Genomic DNA, 18,711 nt, shown 5'->3' on the forward strand with positions numbered 1-18,711 from the left:
ATGCATGTATAAAAAAGGGGATGAAATAATGAATGTACAAAAGAACCCACAGTTTAATCAGTTTAGTAGAATGAAGTTTCGACAAGAGAATTTAAAGAATAATACTGTGATGAGCTATGTGATAGGAGTTGTTATTACACTTGTTATCGCATGTATTGGCTTCTACTTTTTCTTACCAGCAATTAACCTTAAGAGTATTCGATTTTGGGGATTCTTACTAGGGATTGGTGCAGTATACTTTGTAGTACAAGCACTAGTATTCTCTATTAGAAAAGAAAAGGAAAATGTTAAGAAGATTGCAATTGCAGAGTCTGTTCTCCTTGTATGCATGGTGCTAGGTAGTATTACAAGTATGCGCTTATTCCACGCGAAGGGATATTCATCTATTTTAAAAGTAGATGAAGGTAGTACAGAAGATATTCCATCTGTCAGTGGGACAAGTTCTATTGCGTTAATGGATACCGCAAGTGCAGAGAAACTTGGGGATCGTAAGATTGGTTCCTTAAGTGATGTTGTCTCGCAGTTTAATGTTGGCGAGTACATGCAGATTGACTATCAAAAAAGTCCAATCAAGGTGGCACCTTTACAATATGATAGATTCTTTAAGTGGTTTGGAAACCATAAAAATGGAATTCCGGGTTATGTAAAAGTAAATCCGGTCACAATGGATGCGGAATATGTTGCGATGACTAACAAGATGAAGTATGTCCCTAGTGCTTATTTTAACGAGAATCTAGGAAGACATATTCGTTTTGCATATCCAACAACAATGTTTACAAATCTTCATTTCGAAATTGATGAAGAAGGTAATCCTTGGTATATCGCTTCTACTTATACAAATAGTATTTCCCTATTTGGTGGTACGAAGATTACAGGTGCTATCTTAATCAATCCAATTGATGGCACAATGACCAAGCTTGATGTAAAGGATGTTCCTCGTTGGGTAGATATTATTTATCCAGGAAATTTGATTGTTGAGCAGTATAACGACTCTGCCAAATTGCACCGCGGATTCTTGAATAGCATCTTCGGCCAGATTGATTGTAGACAGACTACAACCGTAGAAATTAAGAATGAAGATGGTGATAAGAGTTATCGTACAGACTATGGATATATTGCGAAAGATGGAGATATTTGGATTTATACAGGTGTAACCTCTGTAAATGGTGATTCAAGTAATATTGGATTCATTATGGCAAATGAACGTACATCTGAAACTAAGTTCATCCTAGCTTCTGGCGCAGACGAAGGCAGTGGAATGCATTCGGCTGAAGGCGAAGTGCAGGAGAAGGGTTATCACGCATCCTTCCCATCATTAATCAATGTAGATGGTACACCGACATATATCATGGTATTAAAGGATGATAATGGTTTGGTGAAGATGTATGCTTGTGTCAATGTTGAGCAGTATAACATGGTTGTTACAGCGTATAACCAAAAGGACGCAATCGAACAGTATCGCAGACTACTCAAGGGTGAAATCAGTACAGAACAAGCAAACCAAGAAGTTGCTGATGCTGTAGATACTTCTAACTATAAAGAGAAGGAAATTACAGTGGCGAAGCTTGAAAAGATTGATATTGGTGGTAATACCTATCTTTATATCATTGATACAGATCAAATGATATATAAGGCAAAGTACGCTGATGTAATTAAGATGATCACTGTAAATGCTGGTGATAAGATTACAATCAAGACGGATGGCACATATTATCTTTATAAGTAAGAGGGACCTCTTATTCTTCTAAAAGTTATTTAATTTTCAAGCATGACTTAAGTTTCATTGACTTTACAGTATTCTTTGAGTAATATTTTAATAGAAATATCAATGAGGAAGTTATCATGATTGAGCTTAACTCGTTTTCATTAAATTATACGGTTTGTATATTTTTTGAGACGAGTTTTTTGTTGAGAGGGACTATGAAAATCAAGAAAATACTAAACAATAATACTGCAGTCATTGATGATAATGGTAATGAAGTAATTGTGATTGGAAAAGGAATTTGTTTTCAGCATAAAGCTGGAGATTCCATTAATAGTGCATTAGTCGAGAAACAGTTCTTTTTATCTTCTAATGATTTGAATCTCAACCTACAGAAGGTATTGGTTTCTTTGCCGTTAAGTGAAATCAATATCGTGGATAGAATTATCCAAAATATACGTTTATCTTTAACAAAGAAATTCAGTGATATGTTATATGTTTCACTTTGTGATCATGTGCATTACGCATTAAAGAATTATGCGGATGGAATATATGTACGTAATGATTTATTAACTGAAATATCGCATTTTTATTCAGATGAATATGAACTTGGAATGCAAGGAGTTCAGATTATATCCGAGGAAACAGGCGTAGCACTGCCGGTAGATGAAGCTGGTTTTATTGCGATGCATATCGTCAATGCTGAAACTGAAAATGGAATCGGTACTGCAAATGTTAGGAAGGTCACTATCATCATCGATGAGATATTGAAAATTATATCGAATTACTTCAATGTGGAAATTGATGAAAAATCATTGGTATATTTTAGACTAATTAGTCACTTAAAGTATTTTGCAAGAAACATTGTTACACATCAAGAATTTGGGAGTGATGATAAGAATGAAGTTCTTTTGAATATGTTAAAGGAAGCATATAAAGACGCTTACTTATGTGCTATAAATATTAAACAATTTATACATGCAAAATATGAAGTGGAAATTGGTAATGAGGAATTAACATATTTAATAATTCATATTCAAAGATCAATATCATGAAAGGGGAATCGATATGAATGAGAATCAAAAATTAGCACAGTTTATTCTAGAAAATGTAGGTGGAAAGGAGAATGTAGAGTCTGCTACGCACTGCATGACAAGATTGCGTTTAAAGTTAAAAGATAATACAAAGGCGAATCGTACAAATCTAGATAATCATCCAGGTATCATTTCTACCCAGGTTGCAGAAGGAAAACTACAAGTGATTATTGGCACACAAGTAGGAGATGTTTACGAAGAGTTTATTAAACTTGTACATGTGGCAGAGGAAGTTCCACAAGAAGAGATAAAAGACAAAAATGTTCTAAATCGCTTTGCGGCATTGATTACGAAAATTGTGGTTCCATCATTAGGTGTTTTATGTGCTTGTGGAATCATTGCAGGTGTTAATTCAATTCTGCTATCAACTGGTGTGATTACGAGTGGGGATGGCACAAATATCCTATTATCTAGCTTGGGTAATGCATGCTTAACGTTCTTCCCAGTTATTTTAGGCTATACTAGTGCAACTGCATTTGGTATGGATCCATTTATCGGTATGATTCTGGGTGCGTTTATGATTTATCCTGGTATAGCACAGACAATCAATGCAGGAGACCCATTATTTACACTGTTTGCAGGTACCCCATTAGAAATGCCTGTATTCAAAACTTTCTTAGGAATTCCAATTATTTTCCCTGCAACAGGATATACATCAACAGTTATTCCTATTATGATGGTAAACTTCTTGGCTTCTAAGATTGAAAAGATTTTAAAAGAAGTATTACCACGTGTAACAAGACAGTTCATGGTTCCTTTCTTTACAATTCTTTTTGCGGGAATCGTAGGTGTATTATTAGTTGGGCCAATCTCAATGATTATCCAGAACTTATTGCAGGCTGGATTAAACAGTTTGATTTCAACTTCTAAGATTTTAGCGTTTGCAGTAATTACACTGATTTATCAACCATTGGTTATTTTTGGTTTACATTGGCCATTAATTACTTTGGGAATTATGGAATTCGGCTCATTAGGAAATTCACTCATTGTAGCTTCAATCTTTCCTGCAAGCTTTGCACATATGGCAGCTTGCTTTGCAGTATTCCTAAAGAGTAAAGATATTAAGACAAAGAATATTGCATTACCTGCATTCTTGAGCGCATGCTTCTGCATTATTGAGCCTTCTATTTACGGCGTTACATTACCAGTTAAGAAGCGTTTTGGCTTCTGCATGATTGGTGGATTAGTAGGTGGTTTAATCTTGGCTTTATCAAATTCTCCAATGTATGCGATTAGTATGGGTGTAACAGGTGTTATGTCATTTATTAATCCAAATGCTCAGGGTATCGGAGGACTAGTTTGGGCAGTTATTGCATGTATTGCTGCGATGCTAGTAACATTCACACTTACATTTGTTACATATCAAGATGCAAAGGAAGTGAAATAAATGAGTTTATCTCGCAGAGATAAAATATATGGTTTGCTTTTTGGCTGTGCTTACGGTGATGCGATGGGTATGCCATCTGAAATGATGTGCCGAAAGATATTGGACGAAACATTCCCTGATGGTATCCATGCATTATTACCATCTTCAAAGAATGATTTCTTCAAACGAAAATTCAAAGCAGGTGAGGTAACGGATGATACTGTTAATACCTTACTGGTATGTGATTCAATCATTGAAGAAGGACAATTTGATACGGAATTATACCTTCATAAATTGATGCGATGGGCAGACGAAAATCCAGAAAAGAATGCTAGTCAAATTGGGCCGTCTACTTCAAAAGCTCTTGATTTATTACGCGTTGGTAAAAGTTATGTAGAATCTGGAAAATATGGAACAACAAATGGCTCTGCCATGAAAGTTAGTCCACTCGGGATTTTGCATGATTATCATGACATAGAAGGTTTAGTAGATGATGTTTGTAAACTATGCCTCCCAACACACAATACAAGTATTGCGATTGCAGGTGCGAGTGTTGTCGCAACTCTATCTAGTTATGCTTTGCGACATGAATATGATGAAGAAGAAATTTGGACACTAACAAAACGAGCAATTGAAGAGGGAATGAAACATGGAAATCAACTCCCATCACCATCGTTGTTAAAGAGACTTGATTTAGTTCAACAAGATATTATGACATTATCTGAGAAAGAGGTTCTTGAGAAGCTTGAGACAGTGTATGGTGTTGGCTTTGAGACAATTGAAACAATTCCGGCTGTATTTACGATGATTGTCCTGAGTAAAGGAAATCCTATGAAGTCTGCTTGGTTATCAGCCAATATTGCAGGGGATAGTGATACGATTGGTTCTATATCCACTGCTATCTGTGGAGCGTTTCATCCGGAATTTAATAGTTTAGATATCAAACACATTGAGGAAGTCAATGGAATTAATTTTAAAGCATATGTAGATGGATTAGAAAAAGTATTTAAATAAGTATTAAAAGGACTCCAATATGATATTGAAGTCCTTTTCAATGGTGCGGATAACAGGAATCGAACCTGCACTCCGAAGGAACTAGATCCTAAATCTAGCGCGTCTGCCAGTTCCGCCATATCCGCGTGCTAGATAATAATAGCAGAATAGTTAGACGATGAAAAGCATAAAATGATTAATTCGCTGATTGCTCTGAATCGAAGTTGATATTGTCTTAATGAACCGAAAGGGAAAATGCCCCATTTATAGAAAGGAATTGTTATGATTCATTCCATTAGATTGGATTGAATATGAAAAAGATTATATTAACCCCTATGGAAGAAAACAAATACAACATTATTAAAGAACTGGTTGATCATTCTGGCAATAAACGCCGTGCGGCATTAAAACTAAATTGTTCTATTCGTACTATCAACCGCCTGATTACACGTTATAAGTCTGAAGGCAAATCCTCATTTTCACATGGTAATCGTGGACGATTACCATCAAACACATTCTCACTGGAAACGAAAAACAAAATCATTGAACTCTATCTTAACGAGTATCTTGATGCCAACATCACTCATTTCAGTGAAATCGTCCAGATGGACCTCGGCATCTCCATCAGTGACACCACTATTAGAAACTGGTTATCAGAACACGATGTCTTGTCCCCAAAGGCCCATCGAAAAACCAAGAAACAATTAAAGGAACGTTTGACAAAACGATTAGACCAAACAACATCTACAAAGGCCAGAAACGCAATCAATGAACAAATCGAATCAATTGAAGATGATACGCCTCATTCACGAAGATCTAGATCCAAATATATGGGAGAGATGATTCAAATGGACGCTTCAAGCTACGAATGGATTCCTGGCGAGATATGGCATCTACACCTAGCTGTAGATGATGCGACCGGTACTGCTGTTGGAGCCTACTTTGATATACAGGAGACCCTATGTGGCTATTACAACGTTTTCCATCAGATACTAGTCGACTATGGCATACCCGCTCTATTCTATACGGATAAACGAACCGTATTTGAATACAGAAAGAAAACCAAGGCCTTCGACGACGAGGATACCTTCACACAGTTCTCCTACGCCTGCCATAACCTTGGTGTCGAAATCAAAACAACGAGCATCGCACAAGCCAAAGGACGCATCGAACGTCTCAACCAGACTTTCCAATCACGTTTGCCAGTTGAACTTAGACGTGCTCGTATTACTTGTATGGCGGACGCGAATAAGTTCCTAAAATCCTACCTAAAGGAATTCAATGCAAGGTTCGCCCTACACTTGAATAGTACCAATTCTGTATTTGAAGTACAACCAGATATAGAAACAATCAATCAAACATTGGCAATCATTTCATCGAGAATAGTCGATCAAGGCAACTGTATCAAGTTCAAAAACAAGTATTGGATGGCCTATGACAAGGAACACAATAGAATTCCACTAAGACCTAAGATGGAGGTATTGGTTATTGAATCATTTGATCAAAAGATCTTTGTCAATGCGATGGATACACTATACATCTTAGAAGAAGTACAAGTGTTTGAAGAAAATTCGGGTGAGTTCGATAATATCATTGAAACTCCTGAGAAAAAGAAAGTATATATTCCGCCGATATCTCACCCTTGGAGGAAGTATTCATATCAATTATTTACAAAAAAGCAGAACTATTATAGCTCCGCTAATGTTCGTTAATTTTTAAGACATTTTCATTTTTGGTTGACAGCATAAAATGATTAATTCGCTGATTGCGCGTTAATTAACTGGTTCACATAGTATGGGAATTGCTTCTCCCACCATGGCCAATCGTGGCTGACGTCGAATCCCCAGTACTCTACATGAGCAGGGATATTCTTATATTTAAGTAGTTCTTCTAAGCGACGGGTGTCCTCTAACATTGGATGTTCCCAAGCGCCCTGTCCACAACAGATATAAATCTGTTTCTGACGGTATTTTTCAACGTATGGATGATCATAGTGCATACCATTGATGAAGTCGTTTGGGGAATTTTGATAGATGATTTCGTCGCTGTAGGAGCCAAAGAATGGGTAGGTACTATATACACCAGATAAACAAATACATCCTGCAAATAAGTCCGGCATACGAAACAAGATATTGAGTGCGTGATAAGCACCTAGTGAGCACCCGGTTGTGTAGACTTTACTTTCTCTTTGGCTTGGATATAAGTCACGGAATAGTGGTAAGAGCTCTTGGTAAATGTAATTGAAATATGCTTCGTGCGCACTGATGCGATCATTGATGTTTTTCCATTCTGCAGACCAAGATTCTCCATCAATGGAATCACAGCATAGTACCATGACTTTTCCTTGATCAATTTGATAGGAAATGGATTGGATTAGGTTACGGTTTTCATAGTCGTAGAATCTTCCATCTTGTGATGGAAAGGCAAGTAGTAAAATGCCTGCATGACCAAAAACCTTGAATTCCATTTCTCGGTTTAGATAATTACTATAGCTCTTGTGGTAGTTTATCTGCATGTGGCTTCACTTCCTTTTCCGTCACAAAATCAACAAACTCATGTAGTTCCTTCATTGTTTTAAAGCGGGCAACGTAGAATTCATTACCCATCGCTGCATCTAGCACCTGTGGCATTCTTTCATGCATGACGATGTTTGCGCCAAAGCGTTGGAAGATTTCAAGGCCGGAATGTGCGTAATGGCTACCGTCACGCAAACCTACATATACACAGTGATAGATAGGATGTGGCGATACCATATTCTGTACATGCATGCACATTTTTGCATAGATCATGTAGATGTTAATATCTTGCGAGTAGTTGATCATGTCTGTCATGTATCCACCTGGTGGACGCATGTTTACTTCTAGACCGATTAAATCACCTTTCTTACCAAGTCCTTCTTTATCTTCTGTCATACGGAAGTACTCTGTATGGAAGAAGCGTGAGCGAAGATCGAAGGCGTGGATGAGTCGTTCACCCATCTGGTTTAGATCTTTTGGTATGTCAATTTCATTCCAAAATACACAATCTGTCTTCCCGTTTACGATTTCCATGACTGGGTTTGGAAATATGTGGCATGTACGATAAACGATTTTGTTGTTTTCGTCTACAATGCCATCGAATGACAGGATATATCCTGGAACATATTCTTCCATGATATATTCATGTGGCATTTGGATTTTATAGAAGTCTTCTAGTTCGCCATCATTGCAAATCTTCCAAGTTGCACTAGAACCTACACCATTGTTTGGCTTTACAACAACAGGATAGCCTACTTTAGAGATGAATTCTTTACCAGCTTCTAAAGTGGATACGATGTGATAGCGTGCGGTTGGTACATTTGCCTTGTGATAGTATGCCTTCATTTCAGATTTTAGCTTATAGTGCACAACATCATCTGCTTTATCACCGGTGGTAATATTAAAGTCCTGACGTAGTTTTGCGTCTTGAAATAACCAATACTCATTATTGGACTCTAGCCAGTCAATTTTGCCATAACGATGCGCAAACCATGCGACTGCACGATATACCTCATCATAGTTTTCTAGAGAACTTACTTGATAGTAATCATCAAAAGCTGACTTTTGTACGTCGCTTAAAGAGTTATAATTTGCATCACTGATTGCGAGGGAACGACCACCTAATTGTTTCCAAGCGAGTGGGAATTGATAATATGTCTTAGGAAAATTAGGGGAAATAAAGATAAAGTTTTTTTGCATAATATTCACCTGCTTCGTGATGATTTTAACATATTTTAGAGTATAAAGATGAAGAAGGCACATACTTTTTCGCTAGAAAGTTTATAATAGTAACAGGAGGTATTTATAATGGGCGAGCTATTAGTACAATTACGAAAAGATAATATGAAGGCAATGAAGGAACATGACACTCTGACTAAGGGTGTATTGAGCCTTGTGATTTCCGCAATTACACTTGCGGAGAAGGAAGCTGGTCATACGTTAGAGAAGAATGATGAGCTAGCGTATATTCAACGTGAAATCAAACAGACAAATGAAACGATTGAGAGTATTCCTGAAAATCGTGCAGATTTAAAGGAGGAGGCACAAAAGAAGCTGGCATTACTTTCTTCTTACTTACCAAAGCAGTTAACAGAAGAAGAGATTCAGCAAATCATCGAAGGAATCTTGCAAGAGAAGGGCTTAGAGCCTCTGAAACGTAATCAAGGTCCTGTGATGAGGGAGATTCTTGATAAGTACAAGGGTCAAACGGACGGTAAGACTGTTAACCGTATTCTCAGCACAATCTTGCATTAAAAACAAGTAACTTTCGTTACTTGCGATTGTTTGGATCAAAATTTGTAATTTGTCGAACAACTTCGGCAGCTAATGTAATACCTGCAACAGGTGGAACGAAGGCGGTGGAACCTGGAATACTCCATTTCACTGCTTTTTCTTGTTCCTCATCGGAATATTCAATTGGTTTGATTGGGGCTTCTGTTGAGCAACATACTTGTAAGTCTTTGATGTTACGCACACGTAATTCATGGCGCATGACTTTTGCCAGTGGATCATTTTTTGTAGCGTAGATATCCATTACGCAGACTTTCGTTGGATCGAAGCGATTGCCACATCCCATTGCAGAGATGATAGGAACATCTAAGCTTTTTGCGGTTACGATTAAATCAATCTTAGCGGTAACGTTATCGATAGCATCGATGATATAGTCATATTGGCTAAGATCAAACTGATCTTTGGTTTCTGGTAAATAGAAGATAGGTAGAGCATTCACGATAGTATCTGGACTGATTGTGTGGATGCGCTCTTTCATCACATTTACTTTGTATTGGTCGATGGTTGCGTCGGTTGCGATGAGCTGTCGGTTAATATTGGTGAGTGAAACCGTATCATGGTCGACGATGTCGATTTTACCAATCCCACTACGTGCTAAAGCCTCGATGGCGTAACTACCAACTCCACCAACGCCAAATACGATGACGTGCGCTCGTTGTATTTTATGTAGTGCGTCTCTTCCAATGACGCGTTGAGTTCTAGAAAAACGATTGATCATGGTTATACCTCGCAGTTTATTGTAACGTAAATTTAATATGGATGGAACGTATCTGCAATGGTTTATAAATTGGTGTAAAATAGTGGCGAGGTCAAAAATATGGCAAAAAAAGAAGTGAAGACAAATGTGATGCGTATTTTGGATACAGAAGGAATTACGTATCAGGAACATACCTATGATATCAGTGATGATTTGATTGATGGTGTCTCTGTCGCACAAAAGTGTGGAGAAGATCCAGAACAGGTCTTTAAGACACTGGTAACGAAGGGTGATGATGGCAATCACTATGTATTGGTGATTCCAGTGAAAGAGAAGCTAGATTTAAAGGCTTGTGCACGTGCGGTCGGTGTTAAGAGTGTGGCGATGTTACCACAGAAGGAGTTGTTCAAGACAACCGGTTATGTACATGGTGGTTGTTCACCAATTGGAATGAAGAAATTATTTGTAACAGTCTATGATGAAACGATCGTATTGTTTGATACGATTCTTGTCTCAGGTGGTAAGGTTGGTACACAGATTGAAATTGCGCCTGATGATATTATCAAGATTACTGAAGGTAAGGTTGCAGGTTTAACACAATAAAGAAAAGTAGAGAACCTATTTGGTTTTCCACTTGTTTATGAGATACATGATTAAAAATCCAAAGCTATATCCACACATGTCGATGAAACAGTCACGCAATTCGGCTGATCTTCCAGGCGTGAAGTATTGAATACCTTCATCGATAAGCGGTGTTAACACCATCCATAGGATGATGACTAGCCTCTGTCTGCGCTCTTGGATGGTATATGAACTAACAGTCGATACCAAGATGCCAAGTAGAGTGTATTCGCTAAAATGTGCAAATTTACGGATGAGTGTATGGAATAATTGAAATGGCATGAAATGTAGAAATTGCAAGCAATCATAGATGCGATAGCTCAATGTTTGACTCAGATTTGCGGAGACTTTTCCGGTTTGTGCTGAGTTATGAAATATCCAAAGTGTATATGCGATTACGATAGTCCAAAGGATTATGTTTTTTATACGGTTATCTTTCATTAGTCATTCTCCATATCGTAGTACCTATGATATAATACCTTCCATGAATAAGAAAAGTGTAATCAATTTTTTGATGGTTTTAGCCGGAACGTCCTTATTGTCTATGTCAGTAGAATTTTTTATTTTACCGTACAATATCCTTTCCGGTGGCGTCGCTGGTCTTGCGGTTGCCTTTGAGCCATTCTTCCATATAGATAAGACCCTATTTGCCAACTCGGCGGTGATTGGCTTCCTAATCTTAGGAGCAGTTATCCTTGGTAAGGAATTTGCCTTAACAACGATGTTGTCTTCACTTGCCTATCCAGTATTTAATAACTTATTGATAAGGGTTCCAAATCCGATCACTGTTGATCCGATTTTGGCTGCTTTATATGCAGGACTTCTTGGCGGTACTGGTATTGGTATTGTGATGAGAGCAGGGTCAAGTACAGGAGGTATGGATATACCGGCCTTGATTTTACATAAGTTTACAGGTGTACAAATTTCGATTTTGGTTATTATTATTGATACTTTAACGGTTGGACTAGGTATTGCGGCGTATGGCATTAATTCTGCATTACTTGGTCTTGTGTCCGTATTTGCGTCTGGCTTTGCGATTGGAAAGGTGCTGAGTGCTGGACAAGGTGCTAATGCCAAGTCTGTACATATTATTTCCAGTCATTGGGAAGAGTTACGAGATGGAATCTATCAGGAACTCAATCGTGGTGTTACGATTTTAGATGGTCGTGGTGGATTTAACAGTGAAACGAAGAATATAGTATTGGTTGTTGTATCAACACGTCAATACGCAAGCTTGATTTCATTAATTAATCGAATTGATCCAAAAGCATTTGTGATTACAAATGATGCATCTGATATGCATGGTGAAGGTTTCACCTACGCTTCATCCAATATTTAACAGAATGTGATAAAATTATTGAGCAGGATTTTACAAGTAAGGAGGTACCCTTATGATTCAATGCACCCATGTTTACAAACGATATAAAAATGGTACGAATGCACTGTATGATATAAATTTATCAGTTGATCAAGGCGAATTTGTTTATGTTATTGGACCTACTGGCTCTGGTAAATCTACGTTGATTAAGCTGATGGATGCGGAAGAGATGTGTACAAAAGGCAATGTGAAAGTTGTCGGTATTGATGTTGGTGAATTATCCAAACGTCAGATTCCTATCTATCGCCGTAATATCGGTGTTGTATTCCAGGATTATAAATTATTGCCACATTTGACAGTATTTGAAAATATTGCTTATGCCTTAGAAGTAATCGGTATGAAAAAGGCACAGATTCGCAAACGTACAATTGAAGTGATGAAAGTCGTGGGCTTAAGTGAAAAGGGCAATTCTTTCCCAAAGGAATTATCTGGTGGACAGCAGCAGCGTGTAGCGATTGCACGTGCGATTGCCAACCGTCCTAAGGTTTTGATTGCGGATGAGCCTACTGGTAACTTGGACCCAGCAAAATCAGATGAGATTATGGACTTACTAGAGGAAATCAATCAGCGTTATAGTACAACGGTTGTGATGGTTACCCATGATATTACGCTTGTAAATAAGTATCGTAAGCGTACGATTGTTTTGGAACAAGGGCACATTGTGGCTGACCGTTCCGAAGGAGGTTATGTTCGTCATGATTAGACCAATTCGTGAAGGTATCCGTGGTGTTGGCAGACACTGGGCAATGTCTCTTTCGAGTGCAATTGCAGTTACGGTAACACTAATGATTATTAGTTTGTTCTTGGTATTAAGTTATCACTTAGAACAATTTACTCGTTCCGTAGAGTCCTCTGTTGAAATCTCCGTTATGGTTTCGTATGATGCGGAATCCACTTCTAGCTTAAAACAGATTGAGAAGGCAATCGCTGCAATTGATGGGGTTGAAAGGGTAACATATTCATCGAAAGATGATGAGCTAAAATATTACATCAACAGTTTTGAAGATGAGCGTACAAGAGCGGTGTTTGAGCCATTTAAGGCAGATAACCCTATGCATGACGCCTACTACGTAGAAACAAAGAATGGCGCAAATCTTGAGGATATTGCTAAGAAGATTGGTCAGATAAACGGTGTCGATAGTGTCAACTATGGTGGTCAAAGTACCTTGAACATGGTTGATGCGATGTCATCTATTCGCCGTTTTGGTGGCATCTTAGTAGCTGCGTTAACATTACTTGCGATTTTCTTAATTCAAAATACAATCAAACTTACAATTTATGCACGTAAGGATGAAATCACAATCATGAAGCATGTAGGTGCGACAAACGGGTTTATCCGTGCTCCTTTCCTTTGGGAGGGTATTATTACAGGTATTCTAGGCGCAATTATCCCGATTGGTCTAACGATTTGGGGTTACATTGTGATTTTTGAAAAGACCTCTGGTGTATTGATCTCTAATATGTTCCGTTTAGAGAAGGCGTTCCCGTTCTTATACTATATTTCAGGTATCTTGTTGTTAGTTGGTATTTTGGTTGGTCTTTTCGGAAGCTGGCTCTCTGTAACGAAGTATTTGAGGGATAAGCGATGAAAAAATTAACGAAGATATGTTTATGCCTGTTGATGGCTGTAATTATGGTTGGAAATCAATCGAGTACCGTTATCGCGGATGAAGATTACTCCAACTCTGAATATTGGCTAAATCGTTGTACAAACTACGGCAAAGACGATGCTAGTGCATGTGAGGCGTATAAGGCTTTCTTAGAGTCTCAGAATGCGGAAATGAGTCAACAGATTGCGGCTTGGAAGGCTCAAAAGGCTGACATGGAAGCCAATATCACCAAGTATGCGGCGAAGATCTCCGAGTATCAGATTCAGATTGATACAAAGCAAACTGAAATCACGCAGAAAGAAGCTGAAATTGACGCAAAGCAGAAAGAAATTGATCATAAGCAGGCAGAGATTGATCAAAATCAACAGACGGCAGATAAACTACAAGATAAAGTAAAGACACGTATGGTATTGAATCAACCTACCATGCGTACAAATCAATATATTGATATTTTGATGGGTGCGAATAACTTCACAGATTTTATTCGTATTGCGAATGGTTTAAGTACAATTTCTCAATACGATAAGAAGACTTTGAGTGAGCTTGTTCAGATTATCGCAACGTTAAACAAACAAAAAGAAGAGCTTGTTGTTGCGAAGAATGAACTAGAGATTCAAAAGAAGGAAAAACAAGACCAACAAAAGGAACTCATTACGTTACAGACTTATGTTCAGATTGCCCAAGAAGCAGCGCAAAAGACTGCAGCTGCACTTCGCGGTTCTATTGAGACAAAGAACTCTGATATTGCACAAAACAATGCGTTAATGGCAGGTATCACTGCTCAAATTGAAGCGATTCCTAGTACAAATGGTTGGACTTATCCAGTAGATGGCGGTTGGCGTAGTGCTGGTACCTGGTCTTATCCGGATGGTAGTATTCATTTGGGATATGACGCTGCCGCTGGTTATGGTGCGACAATTCGTGCAGTCGCCAATGGTGTCGTACTAAGAGGCGTCAATGGCTGTCCAACAGTTGGTTATCTAGGTGATAGTTGTGGATATCAATTTGGTGGTGCTTCCTATTCTGGTAACCAAGTTATATTACTTGTAACAGTGAATGGTAGCTTGTATGGCGTGGATTACTTCCATATGACATTAAATACACCAGCAGCGACTGGTACGATTGTAAATGCAGGTGACGTGATTGGACAGGTAGGTTCATCTGGTAATACAACTGGGCCACACTGTCACGTGGAAATCTTTTACTTAGGAGATGCATCTAACTTTGCGTACTACGCTGCTAACTGGAATGGTGATGTCAGCTTTGGCGCAGGTTGGACTGGTGGAAGATACGGTTTATATGGAAGACGTTGTAGTGATGGCGTTGGTGCTCCATGTCGTATCCAACCTGAAGAAGTATTTGGTTATTAAAAATAGTATCAAGGAGTCTCTTCTTTCATAGAGACTCTTTTTGGAAAGATAGAGGCAGTAAAATGGACGAAAACAAAGAAGAATTACAGAACGATGAAAAAGTATATAGTATTCCTTTCCGTCGTCATTTATGGCCAGAAGAAGTGGCTTTAAAACAAGAGCAGAGGAAGGTAAAACGTCTACGTATCCTCATGATAGCGTTTGTGGTGGTAGCCTTAGTTGGTGGTTGGTTACTTGGATCAGTACTACCATTATCTTTGCTCGCTCCTGCGCGTAAAAACGTGATGAATAATCTCCCTTTGAATTCTGATGAGAAAATCAGCGGTGTTTTACAGGTGATGGAGAATGATTGGTTTTTTGCGGACCAAGTAGAAAATATTGATACCAAATTAACAGACCAAGCTCTAAAGGGTATTACAACCAATGAGGTTGATAAGCATACAGAATACATGACGGCTGATGAGATGAAGCAGTTTACGGATTCTATTAACCGTAATTATGTAGGGATTGGTGTACAGTTCTTACAAGCCAATGGAATCAATATTATCGATCGTGTCTTCCGTAATTCACCAGCGGATAAAGCAGGTGTAAAGGCTGGAGACATCATGAATAAGGTCAATGGTGAATTATTGACTGGGAAGACGACGGAAGAAATCAAGAATCTGGTACAGGGTGATAGTGGTACAGATGTAACGATTGAATTCATCCGTCAGGAACAACCTCTTGAGATTACAATTACACGTGCAGCTGTTAGTGCGACTGCGTTTGGCGAGATTTTAAGTGATAATACAGGATACTTACAGATTTATCAGTTTGGTGAAAACACAACCAATGAAGTAAAGACATACCTAGATGATTTCAAGAATGCGAATGTATCAAATATCGTGATTGATTTACGTGATAACGGTGGTGGATATCTGACTGCATTACAGGGGATTGCGTCATATTTCTTGCCAAAGGATACACTTGCGATGAAGCAGGTTTATGCGGATGGCACAACAGAAAAAATTTATACAACTGATGGTATGTATGACAATATCAAGAAGATTTCCATTTTAGTGAATAAGAATACGGCAAGTGCTTCTGAAGTATTAACGATGGCCCTCAAGGAACAACATAAAGATGTAACAGTACTTGGGGTTACGACCTACGGTAAGGGTACAGTACAGGTATCACGTGTATTTAAAGATGGTTCAGCACTTAAATATACAACTTCAAAATGGACTTCCCCAAATGATGTTTGGGTCAATGGTGTTGGTATTACACCAGATGTAGAAGTGAAGTTACATGAAGTGATGTATACCTCTTTACCAAAGATGAATGATACGGATCGTTACACTTATGATAGTGTTGGTGAACCAGTAAAGTTTGCCCAACTATGTTTAGATTACCTAGGGTATAGCGTTGGTCGTACCGACGGTTATTTCTCATCTCAAACAGAAGACGTCTTACGTCAGTTTGAGACAGACAAAGGTATTAAAGCAGATGGAGTGTTAGATAAGGAAACATTCAGTACTCTCTATAGCGCTGTGGTACTGGATTGGAATACAACAAAGACACATGATGTTCAACTACAGAAAGCACAGGAGATCTTAAATGGATGATCGTAAGTTTGAACTTGTATCGCCATTTAAGCCTACAGGAGACCAACCGAAGGCGATTGCGGAACTGGTTGCTGGCCTGCATGCAGGTAAGAAGGAGCAGGTTCTAGAGGGGGCAACTGGTACTGGTAAGACATTTACTATGGCGAATATCATCGCACAGATGAATCGACCAACACTGGTGTTTTCACACAATAAGACATTAGCTGGTCAGCTATATTCAGAGTTTAAAGAACTATTCCCACACAATCGTGTAGAGTTCTTCGTATCAAATTTTGACTATTATCAACCTGAGGCATACATGCCTAAGAGTGACATGTATATTGAAAAGACAGCTGCAATCAATGAAGAGTTAGATATGTTCCGTGAGTCTACTTTGAATTCTCTTCTCGAAAGAAGAGATACAATCGTCGTCGCATCCGTCGCATGTATCTATGCGGCTAGTGATCCTGTTGAGTATAAGAACATGTTCTATACGATACGTGTAGGAGAAAGCATTGACCGTAATGATTTGATGCGTCGTTTGATTGAACTACAGTATTCACGTAACGACGTTGACCAAACAAGAGGTACGATACGTGTACGTGGAGACATTATTGATTTAACACCATCCTATACAAATGAATTTAATATTCGTATTGAGATGTTTGGTGAAAAGATTGAACGTATTACAGAGATTGATCCTTTAACAGGAAAAACCATGAATGCATACCAGTTCTATAACATCTTCCCAGCGAGTGGTTATGCTCGTTCTAAGGAGACGATGTTAAGAGCTTGTGATGCGATTGAAGCAGAACTAGAAGATCGTCTAGAGTATTTCCGTAAGAAGGGCAAACCACTCGAAGCAGAACGCTTAGAACAGCGTACACGCTTTGACTTAGAAGCGCTAAGAGAAAATGGGTACTGTTCTGGTATTGAGAACTATTCTATGCATATTGATGGTAGAAAAGTAGGACAGCGTCCATGGAATCTCTTTGATTACTTTCCGAAGGATTTCTTGTTGTTTGTGGATGAATCGCACGTATCCTTACCGCAGGTAAGAGGTATGTACAACGGAGATCGTCAACGTAAGGAGGTCTTAGTAGAGTATGGCTTCCGCTTGCCATCGGCACTAGAAAATCGTCCGATGAAATTTGATGAATTTCAAACGATGATGAATCAAGTTATATATTGTTCTGCAACACCTGGTGACTTTGAACTAGAAGCCGTTGATCACCATGTGACAGAACAGATTATTCGTCCGACTGGATTACTCGATCCAAAGATTACCGTCAAGCCAACCAAGGGACAGATTGACGATATCTGTGAGGCGCTAGATGCTAGACTCAAACGTAATGAACGTGTGCTAATTACAACCTTAACTGTACGCATGGCAGAGGATCTTACAGCGTATCTCAAAGAGCGTGGTTATAAGATTGCATATTTGCACCATGAGACCAAGACTTTGGAACGTACAGAAGTCATCCGTGATTTACGTTTGGGAAAAGTAGATGCGATTGTCGGTATTAACTTGTTGCGGGAAGGCTTGGATATTCCTGAAGTATCCTTGGTATGTATCTTGGATGCGGACAAGGAAGGCTTCTTGCGTAGCCATCGTTCTTTGATTCAGACAATTGGACGTGCTGCACGTAATGCGAATGGTGAAGTGTACATGTACGCAGATGTCATGACGGATTCCATGCGTTACGCAATTAACGAAACAGAACGTCGTCGTAAGATTCAGGAAGCGTATAACGTAGAACATGGCATCATACCTACAACTGTTAAGAAGAATGTCGAAGAAGCCATCCATGGTAAAGAAACCAAAGAAATGGCTGCGAAATACATGCAGAAGAAAGCGAAGCTTTCTCAGAAAGATAAGGCAAAACTGATTGCATATATGGAAGTTGAAATGCGTGAAGCAGCCGCAAGTCTAAACTTTGAAAGAGCAGCTGAACTTCGTGATATTCTCTTTGAATTAAAATCGGAGTAA

General features: G+C 38.6%; 17 protein-coding genes and 1 tRNA gene. 13 read left to right on the top strand and 5 right to left on the bottom strand.

Annotated elements, in window-relative coordinates; genetic code table 11:
• The first annotated feature begins 28 nt into the window (after positions 1-28).
• From RGT18_RS01335 to RGT18_RS01350, 4 genes are all read left to right on the top strand, one after another.
• Positions 29-1,726, top strand: a complete 1,698-nt coding sequence (locus RGT18_RS01335) for a hypothetical protein (RefSeq protein WP_245580902.1) — start codon at positions 29-31, stop codon at positions 1,724-1,726.
• Between the two features lie 194 nt (positions 1,727-1,920).
• A complete protein-coding gene (licT, locus tag RGT18_RS01340) occupies positions 1,921-2,757 on the top strand; it encodes a BglG family transcription antiterminator LicT (protein ID WP_028077653.1) in 837 nt (278 codons plus the stop codon).
• 13 nt (positions 2,758-2,770) lie between these two features.
• Positions 2,771-4,183, top strand: coding sequence for a PTS transporter subunit EIIC (locus RGT18_RS01345; protein ID WP_037403542.1), 1,413 nt, complete (start codon positions 2,771-2,773; stop codon positions 4,181-4,183).
• Entirely contained in the window at positions 4,184-5,176 is a 993-nt protein-coding gene (locus tag RGT18_RS01350) for an ADP-ribosylglycohydrolase family protein (RefSeq protein ID WP_051240908.1), read from the top strand.
• A 41-nt stretch (positions 5,177-5,217) separates the two neighbouring features.
• Here RGT18_RS01350 and RGT18_RS01355 read toward each other — a convergent pair.
• Positions 5,218-5,301, bottom strand: a tRNA-Leu gene (locus tag RGT18_RS01355).
• A gap of 165 nt (positions 5,302-5,466) precedes the next feature.
• Between RGT18_RS01355 and RGT18_RS01360 the strand changes: the two genes are divergently transcribed.
• Positions 5,467-6,867 carry an ISNCY family transposase gene (locus tag RGT18_RS01360; RefSeq protein ID WP_338174834.1) on the top strand — a complete coding sequence of 467 codons (1,401 nt, stop codon included), beginning with the start codon at positions 5,467-5,469 and terminating at the stop codon, positions 6,865-6,867.
• A gap of 41 nt (positions 6,868-6,908) precedes the next feature.
• On the opposite strand, the gene RGT18_RS01365 is transcribed toward RGT18_RS01360, so the two are convergent.
• Together RGT18_RS01365 and RGT18_RS01370 are read right to left on the bottom strand one after the other, a co-directional pair.
• The gene (locus tag RGT18_RS01365) at positions 6,909-7,670 is read right to left on the bottom strand and encodes an esterase family protein (protein WP_028078276.1); all 762 of its coding nucleotides are present in this window, start codon (positions 7,668-7,670) and stop codon (positions 6,909-6,911) included.
• Entirely contained in the window at positions 7,642-8,871 is a 1,230-nt protein-coding gene (locus tag RGT18_RS01370) for an ATP-grasp domain-containing protein (RefSeq protein WP_051241002.1), read from the bottom strand. Before RGT18_RS01370 ends, RGT18_RS01365 begins: the two co-directional genes overlap by 29 nt.
• A gap of 108 nt (positions 8,872-8,979) precedes the next feature.
• On the opposite strand from RGT18_RS01370, the gene RGT18_RS01375 reads away from it, so the two are divergent.
• Positions 8,980-9,426, top strand: a complete 447-nt coding sequence (locus RGT18_RS01375; protein ID WP_037403979.1) for a GatB/YqeY domain-containing protein — start codon at positions 8,980-8,982, stop codon at positions 9,424-9,426.
• 16 nt (positions 9,427-9,442) lie between these two features.
• Here the strand turns inward: RGT18_RS01375 and RGT18_RS01380 are convergent, their stop codons facing one another.
• Complete coding sequence (locus RGT18_RS01380; protein WP_028078274.1) at positions 9,443-10,180, bottom strand: tRNA threonylcarbamoyladenosine dehydratase; 738 nt, start codon at positions 10,178-10,180, stop codon at positions 9,443-9,445.
• Between the two features lie 99 nt (positions 10,181-10,279).
• On the opposite strand from RGT18_RS01380, the gene ybaK reads away from it, so the two are divergent.
• The gene (ybaK, locus tag RGT18_RS01385) at positions 10,280-10,762 is read left to right on the top strand and encodes a Cys-tRNA(Pro) deacylase (protein ID WP_028078273.1); all 483 of its coding nucleotides are present in this window, start codon (positions 10,280-10,282) and stop codon (positions 10,760-10,762) included.
• 15 nt (positions 10,763-10,777) lie between these two features.
• Here ybaK and RGT18_RS01390 read toward each other — a convergent pair whose 3' ends face one another.
• The gene (locus RGT18_RS01390; protein WP_006526800.1) at positions 10,778-11,221 is read right to left on the bottom strand and encodes a VanZ family protein; all 444 of its coding nucleotides are present in this window, start codon (positions 11,219-11,221) and stop codon (positions 10,778-10,780) included.
• Between the two features lie 43 nt (positions 11,222-11,264).
• Between RGT18_RS01390 and RGT18_RS01395 the strand changes: the two genes are divergently transcribed.
• From RGT18_RS01395 to uvrB, 6 genes are all read left to right on the top strand, one after another.
• Entirely contained in the window at positions 11,265-12,119 is an 855-nt protein-coding gene (locus tag RGT18_RS01395) for a YitT family protein (protein WP_028078272.1), read from the top strand.
• A gap of 52 nt (positions 12,120-12,171) precedes the next feature.
• A complete protein-coding gene (gene ftsE / locus RGT18_RS01400; RefSeq protein WP_028078271.1) occupies positions 12,172-12,861 on the top strand; it encodes a cell division ATP-binding protein FtsE in 690 nt (229 codons plus the stop codon).
• Positions 12,854-13,747, top strand: coding sequence for a permease-like cell division protein FtsX (gene ftsX, locus RGT18_RS01405; protein ID WP_028078270.1), 894 nt, complete (start codon positions 12,854-12,856; stop codon positions 13,745-13,747). The genes ftsE and ftsX overlap by 8 nt, the downstream gene beginning before the upstream one ends.
• Positions 13,744-15,138 carry a murein hydrolase activator EnvC family protein gene (locus tag RGT18_RS01410; protein WP_028078269.1) on the top strand — a complete coding sequence of 465 codons (1,395 nt, stop codon included), beginning with the start codon at positions 13,744-13,746 and terminating at the stop codon, positions 15,136-15,138. Before ftsX ends, RGT18_RS01410 begins: the two co-directional genes overlap by 4 nt.
• Positions 15,139-15,200: 62 nt before the next feature.
• The gene (locus tag RGT18_RS01415) at positions 15,201-16,742 is read left to right on the top strand and encodes a S41 family peptidase (protein ID WP_028078268.1); all 1,542 of its coding nucleotides are present in this window, start codon (positions 15,201-15,203) and stop codon (positions 16,740-16,742) included.
• Complete coding sequence (uvrB, locus tag RGT18_RS01420) at positions 16,735-18,711, top strand: excinuclease ABC subunit UvrB (protein WP_028078267.1); 1,977 nt, start codon at positions 16,735-16,737, stop codon at positions 18,709-18,711. The genes RGT18_RS01415 and uvrB overlap by 8 nt, the downstream gene beginning before the upstream one ends.

Source organism: Solobacterium moorei, assembly GCF_036323475.1.
Taxonomy (GTDB): domain Bacteria; phylum Bacillota_I; class Bacilli_A; order Erysipelotrichales; family Erysipelotrichaceae; genus Bulleidia; species Bulleidia moorei.